The following is an 18180-nucleotide window of genomic DNA, read 5'->3' on the forward strand; positions in this document are numbered from 1 at the left end:
GGCCGTGCCGAACCAGGCCGCGGCGGTTCCGGCGTCGCCGGCGGACTGCCTGTTACCCGCTGCCGACGTCTACAACGAGCATGAGGGACCGACCGACTATGGACGCTGGCTCCAACCGACCGGTACGTTGCGGGGGATCGTGCTGTTCGTGCGGTTTCCTGGTGTGACTCCGCCCGCCGGCGAGCTGGCGCAGCGGACGAGCCTGCTGTCGGGTGCGCCGGCTTGGTTCAGCCAGTCCTCGTACGGCGGGATGACGCTCCAACTCACCTTCGACACGGTGTGGCGTCAGCTGCCGAATTCCCAGACCGCGTACAGCGATTACAACGTGGACTTCAACGCCCAACGGGCGTACGTGCAGGACGCGGTGAATGTCGCAAACGCGGCGATCGACTTCAGCCAGTACGACCTCGTTTACGTGGTGGCCCCGAGTAATGCGTCGTCGATACCCAACTCGCCGTCGTTCATCGCGAACGTGGGTTGGGGTGCGTGGGCCGACGGCGTCGAGCTGCGACACGGGGCCACGTTCGGCCAGGACCTGTCCCACTGGGGCTACAAGGTCCTCAACCACGAGACGGGCCACGTCTTCGGGCTGCCGGACCTCTACTCGTACGCCGCCGACCAGCACCAGGCGGCCGGCGGCTGGGACCTGATGGGGCTCATCTCCGGTCCCGCGCCCGATCTGCTCGCCTGGCACAAGTGGAAGCTCGGCTGGCTGGCCGACAACCAGATCGTCTGCCAGGCCGGCTCGGGTAGCACGACCGCCACGCTGACGCCGCTGGGCGCGAGCGGCGGCACCAAGGCGCTGGTGGTCCGTACTGGCGAGCGCGACGCGGTCGTGGTCGAGAACCGGCAGGTCAGCCAGCTCGATGTGAGCTCTTCCTGCTTCCAGCCGGGGGTGCTCGTGTACCAGGTGACCACGAAGGTCGGCGGGGGCGGCATCCCGCCGGGCAGCAACACCCCCGTCCCGGGCGGTCCGCGACCGATCCGCGTCGCCGACAGGCTGCCCAACTCGACGATCGCGGGCTGCGACGCGCGTGCGGCCGAACTCGCCAATGCCACCCTCACGGCCGTCAACCACGCCGTCACCGTCGCCGGCGTGACGGTCCGGGTGACCGAGCATTCCGGGTCCAACCGCAGCGTCCAGGTCACTGTCCCCTAACGCACGGATAGCCGCTGTCCGGCCCACCTGGGATGCCTTCCCGGGTGGGCCGGACGACGTGCCCGGCCAGCCAGCCGAGAGTCGTACACCGAGGCCAACGTGGCATGGGACCCGCAGATGTTGGTCGATTCGCTCCCTGACCGCTTGGAGTGCCACCGGGCGAAGTCCCGAGCCCTGTGCTGCTACCGGTGGGTGGTTGGCGGCCTCACGTCGGCGCCGTCGGGCAGGCGATCCGGGCTCAGAGGCCGGCTCCGCTAGGCCTTGTCCATCTCGCCACCATCGCCGAACCCCCGACCGAAACAGGTGCCCCTACCCCAGCCACTCCCCGCTCACGGCACGAAGTCGCAGGTCAAGACGCCGAAGCGCGGTGGCAGGCCAGCACAAACGACGACACCCACAGCACACCCACGTGACAGCCACGGTCGCGAAGAGCCAGACAGCAAAAAGGGCCCGACCCGCTCAACCGCGGGTCGGACCCCTGATGATCTTGTGCGCCCGAAGGGACTCGAACCCCTAACCTTCTGATCCGTAGTCAGATGCTCTATCCATTGAGCTACGGGCGCTCGTGCTCAGCCAGTCTACACACCCGGCTTTCGCGCGGAGACTCCGGGATTCGAACCCGGGAGGGGCTTTAAGACCCCAACCGCATTAGCAGTGCGGCGCCATAGACCAGACTAGGCGAAGTCTCCCTGGTGATCCGCAGACCACCGCGCCCGAGAATACAGGTCGCCCCCCGCCGGGAGCAAAACGACTTCCGGGGTACGCCCACCGCAGCCGCCCGCCCCCGTGTTTCGACGCTGTGCGGCGGCGTGATCGGGACTACGCTCCATCGATATGCAGGAGCAGCCGCCGAGCGAGTCGACCCGTCGAGAGCCTGCTGAACGGGCGCGTCGGCGCTCCCCGCGGCCCACCTTCACACCGCCGACCGCCGCCGAGCAGCCCGGGGAGACGGCGGCACCACCGGCGGCCGCCCCGGCGAGCCCGCGCCCTCGACGGGCCAAGGCCGCCCCGGCGGTGCTCTTCCAGCCACCGGAGCCGGACCGCCCGCTGCCTCGGCAGCCGGCCCGCTCGTCGTCCTCGCGAAGCGCCGCACCCGCCGCCGACCAGGCCGGTCCGCCCGCCGAGGCCACGCCCGCCGACCAGGGCGGCCCACCCGAAACGACCCCACCCGCAGCCGACCAGGGCGGCCCACCGGCAGGCAGCCGGCCACCATCCACCGCACCGCCGGCACGCACGCCGACGGCCCGCGCCACACCTCGTAAGGCCACCGCTCGGAAGACCGCGACGTCGACCGCCGCAGCCCCGGCCGACCCCGCAGTCGCCGGCACGACGGACGGCCCGGCCGGACAAGCGCCAACCCCGGGCGAGCAACCCACGACCCCGGTCAGCACGACGACCGCCCCGGTCAAGGGGGCCGCGTCGAGCAGGAAAGCCACCCCGGCCAAGCGAGCCGCGCCCACCAGGGCGGCCGCCCCGACCGAGAAGGCGACCAACCCGACGACGCAGGCCGCCACCCCGGCCAGGCGCACCGCCTCGGCCGCCAAGCGCGCCGCGACCCCGCGCCGGAGCGCCGCCCCCACGGAAACCACCCCGGCACCACAACTCGCGGCGACGCCGCCCCGGGGCCCCGCGCGCACGGAACCCACCCAAACACCGACCCCGCCGCAGCACGCCGCGCCCACCGACACCACTCCAGCAACACCGACCGCAGCGCCCCCACCCCAGAGCACCCCAACACCACAACCCACGGCGGCCCCGGCGCTGGTCGGTGAAACGGTGCCGGGGCGTACCCCGGAATCGGAGCTGCGGGCGGTCGCCGCGCGCGTGCTCGATCACCCGGGCTTCGCGCCGGAGCTGTTGGCTCTGGCGGCGGTGCGGTCGCTCGGGCCCGGCGCGGCCGACTGGGTCGCGCGGCTGCGCGACAGGTATCCGGACGCTCCGGCGGACGGCCTGGCCCGGCTGGTGACCCGGCGGTACGTGCGGGCGGCGGGGGCGGGTGGGGCGACCGCGGCGTTGGCCGGGTTCTTCGCGCCGCTCGCCGAGTTGGCCTCGGTGCTGTGGACGCAGGCGAACCTGGTGTTGCACCTGGCGGCGGTGTACGGCAAGGATCCCGCACATCCCGATCGAGCCGTCGAGCTGCTGGTGCTGACCCAGGTGCATCCGGACGCGGCCAGCGCACGGGAGGCCCTGACTGCGGCGCAGACGGCGGGCGATCCGGTCGAGGGGCCCTGGCCGCGGGCGGCGGAGGCGGCCTGGCGGTTGGCCGCGCCGCTCACCGCGCAGGCTGGTGGCTGGGTGGCGTTGCGGCTGGTGGCCCGGCTACTGCCGGGCGCGGCGGTGCTCGCGGCGGCGCTTGGTGACGCGGCGGCGGCCGACCGGCTCGCGGCCCGGACGGTGGCGGTCTACCGGCCGCGCTGACCGGTCAGAGCCAGTCGAACCACTCCCGGGGCAGTGCCGCGTAGCCGACGAAGGCGACCACGTCGAGCAGGGTGTGCGCGATGATCAGCGGCAGCACCCGCCGGGTTCGCAGGTAGAAGAGGCTGAAGATCACGCCCATCACCGCGTTGCCGACGAACGCGCCGAAGCCCTGGTAGAGGTGGTACGAGCCGCGCAACAGCGCGCTGGCCGCGATGATCGCGGCGAGCCGCCACTGGAGTTGGCGCAGCCGGGTGACCAGGTAGCCGACCACGATCACCTCCTCCAGCACGGCGTTCTGCACGGCGGCGAGGATCAGCACCGGGATCGCCCACCAGACCGGTGGCAGCGCGGCCGGCACCAGCGTGGCGTTGAGGCCGAGCTGGGCCGCGACGAAGAACAGCGCCAGCCCGGGTAGGCCGATCAGCGCGGCCAGGCCGGCGCCACGGGCCAGATCCTGGCCGGGCCGCCGCACGTCCACGCCGAGGGTCCGTGCCGGGTCGCCGGGGTCCCGGCTGAGCAGGTGTACGGCGAGCAGCACCGGAAGCAGCGCGAACACGATGCCGAGCAGTTGGTACGTGAGGTCCAGCCAGGGCCGCGGCGACGCTGAGGTGTTCAGCGAGGCGGTCTGTTTGGAGAGCGGACCCTCGGCGGTCAACTTCGCGATGATCGAGACCAGCGCGTAGACCGCCGACTGGCCGAGGGACAGGCCGAGGACCAGCAGCGTTTCGGTGCCCAGCACACGGCGGGACACCGGGCGGGTCAGCTCAACTGTCACCGCACCACTCTGCCCGACGACCGGCACCTGTGACACGACTGACCAGCCAGCATGAGCGGATCGCACATTCTGTGCGACCAGTCGACACTCTCCGTGGAGATTCTATGGGCGCCCGATCCGCTGCCGACTGGAGGAGGAGCGCCCCGTGGACAACCTCGCACGGTTGCTGAAGGAGAGCTGGACCTTGGTCGAGGACGATCGGGCTCGGCTGAGCGCCCACTTCTACGCCCGGGTGTTCCTGCTCGACCCCGCCCTGCGGCACCTCTTCCCGGTGCAGATGAGCGGCCAGGGCGACCGGCTCCTGGAAGCGATCATCACGGCGATCCACTCGGTCGACGACCCGGAGCGCTTCGACGAGTTTCTCCGGGCGTTGGGCCGCGACCACCGGAAGTACCACGTCGACGATCGGCACTACGCCACGATGGGCGTCGCGCTGCTGGACGCGCTGCGCAGCACCGCCGGCGACGGCTGGAACCTGGAGTACGACCAGGCGTGGCGGGAGGCGTACGGTGCGGTCGCCGCGCTGATGGTGGCCGGGGCGACCGACGACGACGGCCCGCCGTTCTGGCACGCCGAGGTGCTGACCCACAGACGGTACGGCCCGGACACCGCCGTGCTGACCTGCCGGGCGTTGCAGCATCCACTGCGCTGGAAGGCCGGGCAGTACGTCAGCCTGGAGGTGCCGCGCCACCACCCCCGGGAGTGGCGGAACTACTCGGTGGCGAACGCCCCGAACGACGACAACGTGCTGGAGTTCCACGTGCGGTCGCCGGGAGCTGGCTGGGTGTCCGGCGCGCTGGTGCGTCGGGTGCGGCCGGGTGACCTGCTCCGCCTGGCGGCGCCGATGGGGTCGATGATCCTGGACCGCTCCTCGGAACGGGACATCCTCTGTGTGGCCGGCGGGGTCGGCCTGGCACCGATCAAGGCGCTGGTGGAGGAGTTGGCCACCTGCAACCGCACCCGCTGGGTGCACGTCTTCTACGGTGCCCGGCAGGCAGCCGACCTGTACGGCCTGGTCGGGTTGCAGGAGTTGGTCGCCGCGCACCCGTGGTTGTCGGTCACCGCGGCGTGCAGCGAGGACCCGGACTTCGACGGTGAGCTGGGCGACATCCCGGATGTGGTGGCCCGGTACGGCCCGTGGACCACGCACGACTGCTACGTCTCCGGCTCGGCGCGGATGGTCCGGTCCACCCTGCGGGTGCTTGCCGCGGACGAGGTGCCACCGCCACACATCCGCTACGACACCTTCGGTGACCTCTAGACCTTCCTCCCCCCACACCGGGGCGCGTGCCCCCGCCCCCTGGGGCACGCGCCCCGGTCCCTTCTTGGTCAGTAGCGCCAGGGGTGCCCGGTCTCCCGGTATTCCTCGACCGGCACCAGCGGCACGCCGGGTGCCATCCGGTCGACGTAGAGCCGGCCCTCCAGGTGGTCGATCTCGTGTGCGACAAGCCGAGCCATGCCGAACTCGAACGACGTGATGATCCGGCTGCCGTCCCACTGGGCATGCTCCACGTCCAGGCGCAGCGGCCGGGGCACCAGACCTCGGTGGTCGAAGAAGGACAGGCAGCCCTCGTACTGTTCGTCGGTGTCCGTGGCGGCGTCGACCACCCGGGGGTTGAGCAGCACGACCGGCTCGGCCGAGCGGTCCGGGGGCCGCACCACTGCCGCGGCCCGGCCGATGCCGAACTGCGGGGCGGCGACGCCGACCCCCTTGTTGAACGGGTGTAGTTCGTCGAGTCGGGCCAGGGTCGTGGTGAGCCGGTCGACGACGTCCCGCGCGACCTGCTCCTCCGCTGGCAGGTCGAACGGGCGGGTGTGTTGGCGGAGCAGGTCGGCGCCGCGTTGCACGATGCCGAGGCCGCGCATCCGGTCGCTGGGCCGCACCCGGACACCACCGGGGCCGGGGTCTGGTTCGGTGTCGGGGCGGGCACGGAAGCGCCACTGCATCCGGTAGCGGGCGTTCAGCGGCGGGTCGTCGGTCTGCCATTCGTAGATCGCCCGGTCACCCTCGTCGTGCCGCTGTGGTGCCGTCCGCAGCGGGCCCTCCTCGGCGGAGAGCGAGGTCTCCTCGCCCCAGACCTGTGGGTCGAGCGCCGTGGGCAGGTCCAGGCGGACGGCGAGGTGTCGGGTGGGTAGCCGGACGGCCCGCTGGAACCAGGGGCCCCACTTCTCGTGCCCGACGCTGTACTCGTACTCGATGGTGACCCGGTCGCCCGGATAGAGCGGGAAGCGCCGTTCCCCGTTCTCGAAGAGCAGCCAGATCTCCTTGAACGCGTCCCGGTCGTGCTTGGCTCGCCAGTGCATCGGCTCCGGGTCGCCGCTGCCGTCGTCTCGACGGGCCTGTAGTTGCAGCTCGGCGAACGTGAGCTGGTGCTCCCGGTGGTGTCGGTTGGAGCGGCCGGGATCGTTCGGGTAGCGGTCGACGGCGACCCGGGCCAGGTAACGGGTGACCGGCTCGGTCCCGGCGTTGTACAGCTCACGGTGGATGACGCACCGGTAGCCGGCGTCGGTGTGGGTGAGGGTGGCGAGCTCCCGTTCCACGACGAGGCCGGTGCCGGGTGGCAGCCACTGCCCGGGCTGGTACGACTCGCGGTGCGGCTGACCGCTGCGGGCGTGCCGGAGGTCGTTGTACTCCCGGAAGCGCTGCCAGATCGCGCCGTTGGCTTCGAGGACGGCCTCGGCACGGCGGGCGAAGTCCTCGGTCGGGCGGTGCCGGCGCCCTTCGACGTGGCTCACGTAGGACGGGTCGAACCCCATGAGGACGGCCAACTGCTTCTTGGACAGCCCGCGCCCGGTGCGTTGGCGGGCAAGCTCGGCCGCGAAGGACTCGGCAGCCCGTTCGAGGGGTGAGGTCGTCATCGGCTTCCTCGCGGCCGGGAGTATCAGTTTCACGTTCCGTGGCCAAGTGCACACATATCTGGCATGTTTTCGACACATCACTTGACAGTTCACCGGCGAACGTCGGTTGTGACAGTGGCTGTTCATGGCAACCCCCGTCGAGCGTCCGGAGTCCTTATCCGCGTGAGAGTTGATCCGAGTTTCGACAGCTTCGTCGAGCAGAGGTCGGCAGCGCTCCTGCGGCTCGCGTACCTCCTCACCGGGGACCGGGGCCACGCCGAGGACCTGCTGCAGACCGCCCTGCTCCGCACGATGCGTCGCTGGTCGAAGGCCCGCGAGGCACCTGAGCCGTACGTCCGGCAGGTCATGGTCAACCTGTCCCGGGACCGGATCAGGGATCTCCTGCGGCGGCCACGCGAGACCGTGCTGCCGGACAACCCCGATGCGTTCCGTTCCACAGATGCGGGTTTCGACGGCATCGGGGAGCGGCAGACGGTCGCCGCCGCGCTCGCACAACTTCCCGTGCGGCAGCGACAGGTGATCGTGCTCCGCTACTTCGAAGACCTCTCCATCGAGCAGACGGCGGAGCTGATCGGCTGCTCGATCGGAACGGTCAAGTCGTACACCTCCCGTGCGCTGGCGCGGCTGCGCGAACTACTCGGCGACCTTCACGAGACCGAAGAGGCAAGGACCTTGCGATGACCGCTCTCGACGACGAACAGCTTGGCCGGTTGCTGGGCGACCGGCTCCACGAGGAGATGTACACGATGACCGCACCAGCAGATCTCACCGAGACCCTGCACCGCAGGAACAGGCGCCGTACCCGGGCGTTGGGCCTCGCCGTCGCCACGCCGGTGATCGCCGCCGTGGCGCTGGGGGCCTCGCTGGCCCTCACTCCCGGCGGCACCGGAGGCGGCGGCACCACGGCGGAGAGGCCGGACATGATCACCGTCGGCTACGTCGCCGAGCAGACGGCCACCGCCCTGAGTGAACTTCCGGGGTACGTCCAGCACGAGACCGCCCAGCACCAGGGCCGTGACGGCAAGCCGGCGAGCTCGATCGAACTCTGGGCCGACCCCTCCACCAAGCGGGATCGGCAGGACAACAAGATCCTGTTCGGCGACGTCCGCTCGTACACGTTGGCGCTGGACGGCTCCACCGCCGTCGAGCTGAACCACGACAAGAAGAAGTGGTGGACCTACCAGATCAGCTCGCTCAAGCCCCTCGACACCAACCAGGTCCAGCACCTGCCGCCGTCGCTCAACCCCGCCGACCTGAACCGCGCGGTCGACAGCGGGAAGGTGACGCTCGTCGGGAAGGAGCAGCTGAACGGCAGGCAGACCCTGCACCTGCAGTGGCTGGGCGGCCCGGACAGCGCCATGGACGCGGCGAAGGCCGCCGAGGAGTCCATGCAGATCTGGGTCGACGCGGATTCCTACCGGCCGGTGCGGGTGATCAACAAACTGTTCACCGGCACCACCACCAGCGACTACGAGTGGCTGCCCCGCAGCGAGGCGAACCTGGCGAAGGTCACGGTGACTCCTCCGGCCGACTACCGGAAGCTGCCCTGCCAGCCCACCCCGGCGAAGGACTGCGGCTTGAACGACTGAGTCGCGTTTACGAGGCCCCGGATCGCGGTACGCGGTCCGGGGCCTCCCCGTCTGCCGGAATCCGGCAGCATGTGTCGCTCGAATTACAGCCACTCGGGTATCCCGGCAAGCTTGGTTAGGCTAGCCTTAGCTCAGGACGGCACTGGCTCGTCCGCCGGGGCGTACTCCTCGGTCACGCAGACGGGGGATGACTCAGGTGACAGCGGTGATGCCGAGGCGGGGCGCCGTCGCCACGCCACTCGCCCCCGTCACCGCAGCGCTGCGGGCCATGTTCGGCACCGACGACGTTCCCGGGCTCGCCCCGGGCCTGGTCGTCGACGACGAGTTCGGCTGGGCGCCCGCCACCACCCTGCTCGACGGCAGTCGGCTGCCGGAGCTGCTGCGCGGCGCCGCCGTCCGCTGGGGTGGCACCCCGCACGCCTGCGCCGCGCTGGCCTGGAAGTCGTACAGCTACTGGACCGCGCTGCCGGTCGTGCTCGGCTGGGCCTCCGCCCGACGGGTGCCGCTGCTCGATCCGGCCGACGTGCTGATCCACTTCGAGGACCACCGGCCGTTGCTCACCATGGGCCTGCGTCGTGGCACCACAGTCGCGGTGCTGCCGAACGACCCCCTGGCGCTCGCCGGCCTGTCGGAGGTGCGGGTCGTCGCCGACGAGGCGGAGCTGCTTGGCGCACTGCGCGCCTCCCTGCTCGACGCCCACCTCGCACCGCTCATCACGGCGATCCAGTCGGAGGTCCGGGTGGGCACCCGGACGCTGCTCGGCTCGGTCGCATCCGGCATCGCGCACGGCATCCTGCGGGCCGCCGACGGTCTGCCCGGCTCGACGGTGCAGACCATCGACACCCTGCTCGGCGCGCTCGACCTGGCCGATCTGATCGAGCTGGTGCCGGGGCCGACCGGTGAGCCGACCGTGCAGCGGCGCACCTGCTGCCTCGCCTTCACCCTGCCCCGTCCGAAGGTCTGCCAGGGCTGCTGCGTCCGCTAGCCACTCGTCGGCTCAGTCGGTGAACGACCGGACGTCCCACACCCACACGCCGCCGGTGAAGCTCGGCTGGAGCCCGGTCAGCTCGGTCATCCCCCGACGCAGCGCGGCCTCGTGCTCGTGCGGCCCGAGGATGACCACACCCGCCCGCCAGAAGCGCAGGTCGTCGACCGCGCGAACCCGCCCCTGCGGGGTGATCGGCGGCACCGCCCCGGTACGCCGGATGGTGGCGAAGAAGCTGCTGGTGGGGCGGGGCGGCGCACCGAACAGCGCGACGCGCGGGGCCTCGGCGTTCGGGCGGGTGTCCGGGCCGAGGAAGTAGCCACGGGCTAGCGGCATGTCCAGCCGGGTTGCCGCGGACCACCGCAGTGGCTCCGCGTAGGTGGTGTCCGGCAGTGGCAGGGTCACCACACTGCGCCCACCCATCACGTACGGACGCCAGGCACCACTCGTCACAAAGGTGGGGACCGGGTCGAGACGGGTCACCGGCAGCGGAGTGGGGACGATCGGCAACAGGGCCATCGTGAGCACGATGGCGGTGACGATGCGGACCTGCCCCCGGGCGGCCGGGTGCGCGTCGGCCAGTTCGCGGGCGCGTTCGGCGCCGTAGGCGAGGAGCAGCCCGATGATCGGTGTGATCGCCAACGCCCACCGCGTCGGCACCACCGAGTGCAGGATCGGCAGGTTCTCCAGTGCCGCCCAGGGGCCCGGCACGCCCGTACCCCGGTTGTCGAAGCGGACCTCCCGACCCAGCGAGAGCACCGCGAAGAGCAGCCCGAGCGCGGCGAGCGCGAGCACCACGACCGAGCGTCGCAGCCACCAGACCAGGCCGACCACCAGCACCACCAGCGCCCAGCCGAAGAAGCTGTTCTCCTCGGTCGGGTTCTTGGCCAGGCCCGCGGCGGTGCGCGGGCTGCCGGCGAGTGCCTCCCGGGAGTACGCGACGAACGACGCCAGGTCGCTGGAGTAGCCGCGGATCAGCCGGGACAACCCGGAGTACGCGTCCGGTCCGAAGAACTGCACGTAGAGGGGGTACGCCAGCAGCAGCGCGGCGACCCCGGCGGCGACGGCGAGACCGGCGAGGAAGGACCGGGCGCGGGAGCGCAGATCCGCCCGACCGACGGCGAGCACGCCGACGATCACGCCGAGCCCGATCGCGGTCATCAGCAGGATCTCCAGGTTGAGGAAGGCCTGCCAGACGATCACGAGCGCGAGCAGGATCCCGTTGCGCAGCCAGCGGCCCGGGTCGCCGAGTCGCAGGGTGCGCCAGATGATCAACGGGACGACGAACTGCGACACGATGTTCGGGTGCCCGTTGGCGTGCGACACCATGGCCGGCGCGAACGCGCAGAAGCCGGCGCCCAACCACGCCGGCCCCCGGCTGCCGATCAGCACCCGGGAGAGCAGGAAATACCAGGCGGTGGCGGTGGCAATCATGCCGAGGGTGAGAAAGACCAGGAATGCCACACGTGGCCCCAGGAGCAGGGTGACCGGCGCCAGTGGCAGAGAAATGGATAATACGGACGTATTGGCCATCAGATTGACGCCGTCCGGAACGTTCATCTGATTGGAATGAAACGGGTACGCGAAGTGCGTCACGACTCGCGCACCGTGCGCCATCATCCATTCGAACTGCGACTGGTCGGACCGGTTGTCCCGCACGCCGCTGCCCGGCTCCAACCAGAGCCGAGCGGTCACCCACAGGCCGAGAAGCACGAAGCTCAGCACGGCGAACAGGTCCGTCCGCCTGCCCCCACGGGAAGGCCGGGCACGACCAGGGCTCCCCCGCGCCGACGACGCGGCGGCCGGCCCGTCGCTGCCGCTGGGCGGGGCCGACTCAGGAGTAGTCATGACAATTCACAGGGTAGTCAGGGCCTGACGCTGCCGTGACATGTTTCCGGGTACTGCCGTACTATGTGCCGGGTTCGCCGACCGCCGATCACGAGCCCACCCCCGACCATAATTCGGCCACCCCCGATGCCCCGATTCTTCTGCCGTCCCAGCGGATGATTCACTCTGTCGGTCCAGGCACGGGTCGAGTTCATATCGTGAGGAATCGACGCATGGCAGAAATCACTGGGGATCAGCGCGTTCAGTCCGAGGTGTTGGAAGGCCTCGCGACGGCTGTCAACCACCGGCGCTGGTTCATCGAGCTGGCCGTGCCGTACCTCGGCGACGACCCGATCGAGATCGGCAGCGGCCTCGGTGACTACGCGCTGGAGTGGTCCGAGCTGCTGCCCCGGTTCACCGCCACCGAGGCTGACCCGGACCGGCTGGTGCAGCTCAAGGAGCGCCTCGCCGACCGACCCAACATCGACGTCCGGCAGATGCTGCTGCCGCAGAGCGACCGGGGCAACTACAGTGCTGCGGTCTCGTACAACGTCCTGGAGCACATCGAGGACCACGTGGGTGCGCTGAGCAGCATGCGCGACCTGGTCCGACCCGGCGGTGCCGTGATCATCATCGTGCCGGCGTTCCAGTTCGCGATGAGCCCGGCCGACGTCGCCACCGGGCACGTCCGCCGCTACACGAAGAAGACCCTCCACGCGGCGATGACCGATGCCGGCCTGACCGTCGAGAAGATCCACTACGCCAACGCGCTGGGCCTGATCGGCTACTTCATGGCCACCAAGGTCTTCCGGCTGATGCCGAAGGAGGGCCCGATGGTCAAGGTGTACGACACAGTCGTCCTGCCCGCCACCAAGGCCGCCGAGCAACTGGTACGCCCCCCGTTCGGCCAGTCCGTCTTCGCGGTAGCCCGAGTACCGTCCTAAACCCCCACGCGCCCCGCCCCCGCGATCTTGCACTTCCGGTCGCCCAAACGTCCCTTTACGCGGAGATCGTCGGGGCAGAAAGTGCAAGACCGCGGGGTACGGGTCACTCCTTGATCTGGTAAGTCGGGCGGATCACCGCTCGGGCCAGGGTGTGGAACGTGAGGTTGAAGCCCACGTAGGCGGGGCTCGCGTCCGGGGTCAGGTCCAGGCGGTCGACGTCTACCGCGTGCACCGCGAAGACGTACCGGTGCGGGCGGTCGCCGGGGGGTGGGGCCGCACCGCCGTAGCCCTGGTCGCCGTAGTCGTTGCGGACCGCGAACGCCCCGCCGAGGTCGGTGCCGGCCGCGCCACCGGCGCCGCTGGGCAACTGCGTGACCTCGACCGGCACGTTCACGAGCACCCAGTGCCAGAAACCGCTGCCGGTCGGCGCGTCGGGGTCGTAGCAGGTCACCGCGAAGCTCTTCGTCTCGGCGGGGAAATCCGACCAGGTGAGCTGCGGCGAGACGTTGTCACCCCCGGTGCTGCCATGCGCGTGCCGGGCGTCCATCGGCTCACCGTTCTGCACGTCGTCACTCGTCAGCGTGAACGAGGGCAGCGTCGGCAGCAGCTCGTACGGGTCCGGGGCGATCGGTCGTTCCAGGGTCATCGGGACGCGTCCTTCCGGTGTGCGGAGCTTTCCGCCTCTTCTTACCCCGTCGAGGGGCCGCCGACGACCGGTTGGGCGCTGCCGGGGAACGACGCGCGGATACGATCATCGCCGCAACAGTCCACGGGGGAAATTCTTGAGCATCTGGCGTGACTTCCTGATCGCCGTCGTCACCGCGCTGCGCAAGCCGGACGAGCAGTCGCTCGCCCGAGAACGGCGACGTGCGGTCGAGCGGCTGGCCGACGAGACGATCCGCGAGGAGCGGCGGGCCGCGAACCCGCCAGAGTGACCGGGACGCGAGGCGGCGAGCCGCTTCGGGACGAACAGTCAAGATGACCCGATGGGGTGGATCTCCTGGCCGCGGCCGGTAGTCACGGCGGAGAAGCACCGACCGACGCTGTTCGAGGTCTTCTTCGACCTGGTGCTGGTCTTCGGGCTCATCCGGGTCACCACGTTCATGAGCGAGCGGCCCTCGTCGGAGACCCTGACGCAGGGGCTCCTCGTCCTCGTGCTGCTGTGGAACTCCTGGTTGGTCTACGCCTGGTTGGGCAACTACGTCCGGCTCGACGTCGGGCTCACCCGGGCCGGCGTCACCGTGGCGATGGCCGCTGTCTTCCTCATCGCGCTTGTCATCCCCGAGGCCTGGCAGACCGGCCCGCATACGACGAAACCACGTCTGATCCTGGTGCTGGCGTACGTCGTGGTGCGAGTGATCGACTCCGCCCTCTTCCACTGGGCGGCGGCGGACGACCCCCGACTGAGCCGCACCGTTCGTCTCTACGCCCTCACCAGCGCGCTGTCCTGGCTACCGCTCGTCCTCGGGGCCGTGCTCGGCGGCACCGCGCAGCTCCTGCTCTGGGCGGCGGCACTCATCGTCGACATGAGCGGTGGGGTGCTCGCCCTGCTGGTGAGCGGGTGGCCGGTACGCAGCCCCGGTCACTTCGTGGAGCGGCACGGCCTCGTGGTGATCATCGCGCTCGGTGAGTCCCTGATCTCGGTCGGTGCCGGGATCGGCACTCGGATGATCCGCACGCCGACCCTGGTGGCGGCGCTGCTCACCCTCGTCCTCACGATCTGCCTGTACTGGCTGTACTCCGCGAACACGGCGCACGCCGAACGAGCGCTGACGATGGCGCCCGGGCTGCGACGGGGCTTCGTGGCCGGCAACGCCTACAGCGTCGCCCACCTCCCGCTGCTCGCCGGGACGATCTACGTGGCGCTGGGAGTCGAGGAGGTGCTCGCCGCCCTGGCGCACGAGAAATCCCACGCCACCCTGAACTGGGTCCCGGCCATCGCGCTGTTCGGCGGGGCCGCCCTGTACCTCGTGGGCAGGGCGATCTTCCTGGGTCTCAGCGGCCAGTCGGTGCGGCTGGAGCAGTATGTGGCGCCCGGTCTGGCGCTGCTGTTGCTGCCCGTCGGTCGATACCTGCCCGGTCTGGCCGCACTCGGCCTGCTCACCGCGTTCCTCGTCGCCCTCCTCAGCTACGAGGCGTGGACCAGGCGATCCGCGACGAACGGCGGGGCACAGTGAGCGGGTCTGCAGCCCCGCTCACCTGTTACAGGTTGCGCTCGGCGTAAACGTGCATCGCGTCGCGTATCAGCGTCGCGGTGCCGACGGTGTTCTCGGCGTTGTCGAACACGGCCGTGTAGCGCGCGTCGGACACGTACAGCTCGCCGAGCCCAATGAAGTATTCCTTGGTCGGGGTCGTCGACGTCCCCGACAGCCAGTCGTACAGCCGCTGGGTGGTCGCCTGCACCTGGTCGCTGTCGGCCGCCGCCCCGGCGCGGTGCGCCGCGCCGAAGTCCCGCCCGATCTCGACCTGGCGCTGCTGGAACGCCAGCTTCTCAGCCGGGCTGAGTGAGCGCCACCACCGGTCACCCTTCGCGTAGGCCTCGCGGCCCCACCGTTCGGTGACCTCCTGCTCGTATTGCGTGTGGTCGAAACCGGCGAACATCTCCTCAGGCATGAGTGGTTCACCTCCTTCCGTCTTGTGCAGGGTCGTCTTCACCGACTCGATCTGCCTCCCGATCCGCTCGCGCTCCTGCTCGAGCAGTTTCAGGTGGGTGCGCAGCGCTTCGACTGTGTGCTGGCTCCCGTCGAGCACCTCGGCGATTGCGGGCAGCCCAAGGCCGAGCTCCCGCAACAGCAGAATCCTCTGCAACCGGAGCAGCTTCTCCTGGTCGTAGTACCGGTACCCGTTGCGGCCGATCCGGCTCGGCCGAAGCAGACCGACGTCGCCGTAGTGGCGCAGGGTGCGACTGGTCGTTCCGGCCATGCGCGCGATGTCCTGGATCGACCAATCCACCTCAGTCACCCCGTCAACTCGTCGGTGTGAAATGAAGGTTAGAGGTTGACGTAACGTCAAAGTCAACCGTGCCAGAAATCCGCAAAAGCGGCACCAGCGAAGGCCCTTGCCGTTCCGGGACACTTTCGCCAGCAGGCTGGAGGACGGCCCCGAGCGGGACGAAGTGAGACCGACTCACCGCACATAGACACGCCCCTTGGCCAGGGTTCGCGCTGGTCAGGGAGCGTTTTTGCTGTCCAGAGGGGCGGAGGGTGTGGGATTCGAACCCACGAAGACATCGCTGCCTTACCGGTTTTCAAGACCAGCGCCATCGGCCACTAGGCGAACCCTCCTGGGCCGCCACCCGCGGGTGTACGGCCACGCACAGTCTGCCACGACTCCCGCCGGTCGGCCCGGCGTCCCTCCCCCAACGCGGCGACCAGGCCATCTCGGCCGTCCACAGTGGGCTCAACGGGTGCGCCTGCGGCACCCGACGAGATCGGGAAGACTGGGCTCATGCGAGCCATCACCATTCCGCAGCCCGGTGGACCCGACGCGCTGGTCTGGGCCGAGGTGCCCGACCCGGAGCCGGGCCCCGACGAGGTGATCGTGGATGTGCGGGCCAGCGGGGTCAACCGCGCTGACCTGCTGCAACGGCAGGGGCACTACCCGCCGCCGCCGGGTGCGTCCGCGTACCCCGGGTTGGAATGCTCCGGGGTGGTCACCGAGGTGGGGTCGGAGGTCTCCGGGTGGGCGGTCGGGCAGCAGGTGTGCGCGCTGCTGGCCGGTGGGGGGTACGCCGAGCGGGTCGCGGTTCCCGCCGGGCAGTTGTTGCCGGTGCCGGCCTGCGACCCGGTGGACGCCGGGGCGCTACCGGAGGTGGCCTGCACGGTCTGGTCGAACCTGATCCAGGTGGGTCGGCTCGGCGCGGGTGACACGCTGCTGGTGCACGGCGGGGGCAGCGGGATCGGCACGTTCGCGGTCCAGTTCGGGGCGGCTCTCGGCGCGACGGTCCTGACCACCGCGCGGGAGGCCAAGCACGCCCGGCTGCGGGAGTTGGGCGCGGCCCACACGATCGACTATCGGGAGCAGGACTTCGTCGAGGAGGTCCGGCGGGTCACCGACGGTCGGGGTGCGGATGTCGTCCTGGACATCATGGGTGCGTCTTACCTGGGCCGGAACGTTTCCGCGCTGGCCACCGGCGGCCGGCTGGTGGTGATCGGGATGCAGGGTGGGCGCAAGGCCGAGTTGGATCTCGGCGCGCTGCTGACGAAGCGGGCCAGCGTCGCGGCGACGTCACTGCGCTCCCGACCGCTCGCCGAGAAGGCGGAGATCGTCCAGGGCGTACGGGACGAGGTGTGGCCGTTGATCGAGGCCGGCACGGTCCGACCGATCGTGGACCGGCGGGTGCCGATGAGCGAGGCGCCGACGGCCCACCGGCTCGTCGAGTCGAACGACCACTTCGGCAAGGTGCTGCTCACCCGCGGGTGATCAGACGAGCGTGTCGTCCGCCGGGCGGGGCAGCATCAGACGGGCGCCCGGCCCCTCGCCGGCCAGCGCGTCACCCGGGTTGTTGAGTGTGCAGCGTTGCAGGGACAGGCAGCCGCAGCCGATGCAGCCGTCCAGGTCGTCGCGGAGGTTGGTGAGCAGCCGGATCTTTTCGTCCAACCGGCCGCGCCAGCTCGCGGAGAGCCGCGCCCAGTCCTGCGGGCTGGGCGTGCGGGCCTCGGGCAGCGACTCCAACGCCGCCCGGATCTCGTCGAGCGAGACGCCGACCTGTTGGGAGATCCGGATGAAGGCGACCCGGCGCAACTCGGCGCGGGCGTACCTGCGCTGGTTGCCGCCGGTACGGTCGGCGCGGATGAGCCCGAGTCGCTCGTAGTAGCGCAGCGCCGACGGCGCCACACCGGAGCGGGCGGACAACTCGCCGATGGTCAGTAGATCCTGCATCACCAGGCCCTTGAGTTGAAGTCCACTTCAAGTCACACAGTAGTGGCATGACCACCACACTGACCACCGACACCGGCGCCCGGCTTCCCGGGCTGATCCGACGACTGACCGGCGACGAGAAGCACGCGCCCAGCGCGCACTCCACCATCGACGTGCTCCAGGTGCTCTACGACCGGGTGCTGCGGGTCACCCCCGACACCGCCGACGACCCGGAGCGGGACCGGTTCCTGCTCTCCAAGGGGCACGGGCCGGCGGCCTACTACGCGGTGCTCGCCGCGCACGGCTTCATCCCGGACGCCTGGCTCGACGACCTGGCCGGGCCGGACAGCCGGCTCGGCCACCACCCGGACCGGGTGCTGGTGCCCGGCGTCGAGATCGGCTCAGGCTCACTCGGTCACGGGCTCGGGCTGGCCGTCGGCACCGCCCTCGGCCTGCGAGCCCAGGGGCTGCGCACCCCCCGGGTGTATGTGCTGCTCGGCGACGCCGAACTCGACGAGGGCGCCAACCACGAGGCGATGGCGTACGCGGGGGCGACCGGCCTGGACAGCCTCACCGCCATCGTCGTCGACAACTCGTCCGCCACGCACGGCTGGGCCGGCGGGATCGCCAGCCGGTTCACCGTCAACGGCTGGACCGCCGACACCGTCGACGGCCGGGACCACACCGCCCTGTACGCGGCGCTGACCGGGCACCGGCCACGACTGCCGCACCTGGTGGTCGCCCGGGTCGAGAGCAGGGGATGA

17 protein-coding genes and 3 tRNA genes are annotated in these 18180 nt (G+C 70.5%); 11 read left to right on the forward strand and 9 right to left on the reverse strand.

Features of this window, described 5'->3' with window-relative positions; translation table 11 throughout:
* Positions 1–148: 148 nt before the first annotated feature.
* Positions 149–1159: a M6 family metalloprotease domain-containing protein gene (locus AB0B57_RS06295; protein ID WP_357065746.1), complete on the forward strand. Its 1011-nt coding sequence runs from the start codon at positions 149–151 to the stop codon at positions 1157–1159.
* Positions 1160–1649: 490 nt separating this feature from the next.
* Here the strand turns inward: AB0B57_RS06295 and AB0B57_RS06300 are convergent.
* Positions 1650–1722: transfer RNA gene (locus AB0B57_RS06300), tRNA-Arg, on the reverse strand.
* A gap of 35 nt (positions 1723–1757) precedes the next feature.
* Positions 1758–1848 (reverse strand) — tRNA-Ser (locus AB0B57_RS06305).
* 145 nt (positions 1849–1993) lie between these two features.
* On the opposite strand from AB0B57_RS06305, the gene AB0B57_RS06310 reads away from it, so the two are divergent.
* The gene (locus tag AB0B57_RS06310) at positions 1994–3577 is read left to right on the forward strand and encodes a hypothetical protein (RefSeq protein ID WP_357065749.1); all 1584 of its coding nucleotides are present in this window, start codon (positions 1994–1996) and stop codon (positions 3575–3577) included.
* A gap of 4 nt (positions 3578–3581) precedes the next feature.
* Here the strand turns inward: AB0B57_RS06310 and AB0B57_RS06315 are convergent, their stop codons facing one another.
* The gene (locus AB0B57_RS06315) at positions 3582–4352 is read right to left on the reverse strand and encodes a CPBP family intramembrane glutamic endopeptidase (RefSeq protein ID WP_357065752.1); all 771 of its coding nucleotides are present in this window, start codon (positions 4350–4352) and stop codon (positions 3582–3584) included.
* 145 nt (positions 4353–4497) lie between these two features.
* Between AB0B57_RS06315 and AB0B57_RS06320 the strand changes: the two genes are divergently transcribed.
* Complete coding sequence (locus tag AB0B57_RS06320) at positions 4498–5613, forward strand: globin domain-containing protein (protein WP_357065755.1); 1116 nt, start codon at positions 4498–4500, stop codon at positions 5611–5613.
* Positions 5614–5681: 68 nt separating this feature from the next.
* Here AB0B57_RS06320 and AB0B57_RS06325 read toward each other — a convergent pair whose 3' ends face one another.
* Positions 5682–7211: a peptide deformylase gene (locus AB0B57_RS06325; RefSeq protein ID WP_357065759.1), complete on the reverse strand. Its 1530-nt coding sequence runs from the start codon at positions 7209–7211 to the stop codon at positions 5682–5684.
* A gap of 156 nt (positions 7212–7367) precedes the next feature.
* On the opposite strand from AB0B57_RS06325, the gene AB0B57_RS06330 reads away from it, so the two are divergent.
* The 3 genes from AB0B57_RS06330 (at position 7368) to AB0B57_RS06340 (ending at position 9785) form a co-directional block, all read left to right on the forward strand.
* Complete coding sequence (locus AB0B57_RS06330) at positions 7368–7892, forward strand: SigE family RNA polymerase sigma factor (protein WP_357066525.1); 525 nt, start codon at positions 7368–7370, stop codon at positions 7890–7892.
* Complete coding sequence (locus AB0B57_RS06335) at positions 7889–8800, forward strand: hypothetical protein (RefSeq protein ID WP_357065761.1); 912 nt, start codon at positions 7889–7891, stop codon at positions 8798–8800. The genes AB0B57_RS06330 and AB0B57_RS06335 overlap by 4 nt, the downstream gene beginning before the upstream one ends.
* A 208-nt stretch (positions 8801–9008) precedes the next feature.
* Complete coding sequence (locus tag AB0B57_RS06340) at positions 9009–9785, forward strand: hypothetical protein (protein ID WP_357066527.1); 777 nt, start codon at positions 9009–9011, stop codon at positions 9783–9785.
* A 12-nt stretch (positions 9786–9797) separates the two neighbouring features.
* Here AB0B57_RS06340 and AB0B57_RS06345 read toward each other — a convergent pair whose 3' ends face one another.
* A complete protein-coding gene (locus tag AB0B57_RS06345) occupies positions 9798–11633 on the reverse strand; it encodes a hypothetical protein (protein WP_357065763.1) in 1836 nt (611 codons plus the stop codon).
* Positions 11634–11845: 212 nt separating this feature from the next.
* On the opposite strand from AB0B57_RS06345, the gene AB0B57_RS06350 reads away from it, so the two are divergent.
* Positions 11846–12556, forward strand: a complete 711-nt coding sequence (locus AB0B57_RS06350) for a class I SAM-dependent methyltransferase (protein ID WP_357065766.1) — start codon at positions 11846–11848, stop codon at positions 12554–12556.
* A gap of 103 nt (positions 12557–12659) precedes the next feature.
* Here the strand turns inward: AB0B57_RS06350 and AB0B57_RS06355 are convergent, their stop codons facing one another.
* Positions 12660–13202, reverse strand: a complete 543-nt coding sequence (locus AB0B57_RS06355; protein WP_357065769.1) for a YbhB/YbcL family Raf kinase inhibitor-like protein — start codon at positions 13200–13202, stop codon at positions 12660–12662.
* A gap of 136 nt (positions 13203–13338) precedes the next feature.
* Here AB0B57_RS06355 and AB0B57_RS06360 point away from each other — a divergent pair, with 136 nt between their 5' ends.
* On the forward strand, positions 13339–13491 hold the full coding sequence (locus AB0B57_RS06360; RefSeq protein WP_357065771.1) for a hypothetical protein: 153 nt from the start codon (positions 13339–13341) through the stop codon (positions 13489–13491).
* A 51-nt stretch (positions 13492–13542) separates the two neighbouring features.
* Positions 13543–14733 (forward strand): low temperature requirement protein A, encoded by a 1191-nt coding sequence (locus AB0B57_RS06365; protein ID WP_357065774.1) that lies wholly within the window; start codon positions 13543–13545, stop codon positions 14731–14733.
* A 25-nt stretch (positions 14734–14758) separates the two neighbouring features.
* Here the strand turns inward: AB0B57_RS06365 and AB0B57_RS06370 are convergent, their stop codons facing one another.
* Positions 14759–15517 (reverse strand): TipAS antibiotic-recognition domain-containing protein, encoded by a 759-nt coding sequence (locus tag AB0B57_RS06370; RefSeq protein ID WP_357065777.1) that lies wholly within the window; start codon positions 15515–15517, stop codon positions 14759–14761.
* A 236-nt stretch (positions 15518–15753) separates the two neighbouring features.
* A tRNA-Ser gene (locus AB0B57_RS06375) sits at positions 15754–15840 on the reverse strand.
* A 163-nt stretch (positions 15841–16003) separates the two neighbouring features.
* Between AB0B57_RS06375 and AB0B57_RS06380 the strand changes: the two genes are divergently transcribed.
* Positions 16004–16978 (forward strand): NAD(P)H-quinone oxidoreductase, encoded by a 975-nt coding sequence (locus tag AB0B57_RS06380; RefSeq protein WP_357065780.1) that lies wholly within the window; start codon positions 16004–16006, stop codon positions 16976–16978.
* Here the strand turns inward: AB0B57_RS06380 and soxR are convergent, their stop codons facing one another.
* Positions 16979–17437, reverse strand: coding sequence for a redox-sensitive transcriptional activator SoxR (gene soxR / locus AB0B57_RS06385; protein WP_357065783.1), 459 nt, complete (start codon positions 17435–17437; stop codon positions 16979–16981).
* 47 nt (positions 17438–17484) lie between these two features.
* On the opposite strand from soxR, the gene AB0B57_RS06390 reads away from it, so the two are divergent.
* Positions 17485–18180, forward strand: coding sequence for a transketolase (locus AB0B57_RS06390; RefSeq protein ID WP_357065786.1), 696 nt, complete (start codon positions 17485–17487; stop codon positions 18178–18180).

The organism is Micromonospora sp. NPDC049101 (genome assembly GCF_040648675.1).
Lineage (GTDB): Bacteria > Actinomycetota > Actinomycetes > Mycobacteriales > Micromonosporaceae > Micromonospora.

Excerpts from the sequence above, each read along its gene's own strand:
- AB0B57_RS06335 (WP_357065761.1), top strand. The coding sequence starts at position 7,889 with ATGACCGCTCTCGACGACGAACAGCTTGGCCGGTTGCTGGGCGACCGG.
- AB0B57_RS06365 (WP_357065774.1), top strand. The coding sequence starts at position 13,543 with ATGGGGTGGATCTCCTGGCCGCGGCCGGTAGTCACGGCGGAGAAGCAC.
- soxR (WP_357065783.1), bottom strand. The coding sequence starts at position 17,437 with ATGCAGGATCTACTGACCATCGGCGAGTTGTCCGCCCGCTCCGGTGTG.
- AB0B57_RS06390 (WP_357065786.1), top strand. The coding sequence starts at position 17,485 with ATGACCACCACACTGACCACCGACACCGGCGCCCGGCTTCCCGGGCTG.
- AB0B57_RS06310 (WP_357065749.1), top strand. The coding sequence starts at position 1,994 with ATGCAGGAGCAGCCGCCGAGCGAGTCGACCCGTCGAGAGCCTGCTGAA.
- AB0B57_RS06340 (WP_357066527.1), top strand. The coding sequence starts at position 9,009 with ATGCCGAGGCGGGGCGCCGTCGCCACGCCACTCGCCCCCGTCACCGCA.
- AB0B57_RS06325 (WP_357065759.1), bottom strand. The coding sequence starts at position 7,211 with ATGACGACCTCACCCCTCGAACGGGCTGCCGAGTCCTTCGCGGCCGAG.
- AB0B57_RS06345 (WP_357065763.1), bottom strand. The coding sequence starts at position 11,633 with ATGACTACTCCTGAGTCGGCCCCGCCCAGCGGCAGCGACGGGCCGGCC.
- AB0B57_RS06380 (WP_357065780.1), top strand. The coding sequence starts at position 16,004 with ATGCGAGCCATCACCATTCCGCAGCCCGGTGGACCCGACGCGCTGGTC.
- AB0B57_RS06355 (WP_357065769.1), bottom strand. The coding sequence starts at position 13,202 with ATGACCCTGGAACGACCGATCGCCCCGGACCCGTACGAGCTGCTGCCG.
- AB0B57_RS06350 (WP_357065766.1), top strand. The coding sequence starts at position 11,846 with ATGGCAGAAATCACTGGGGATCAGCGCGTTCAGTCCGAGGTGTTGGAA.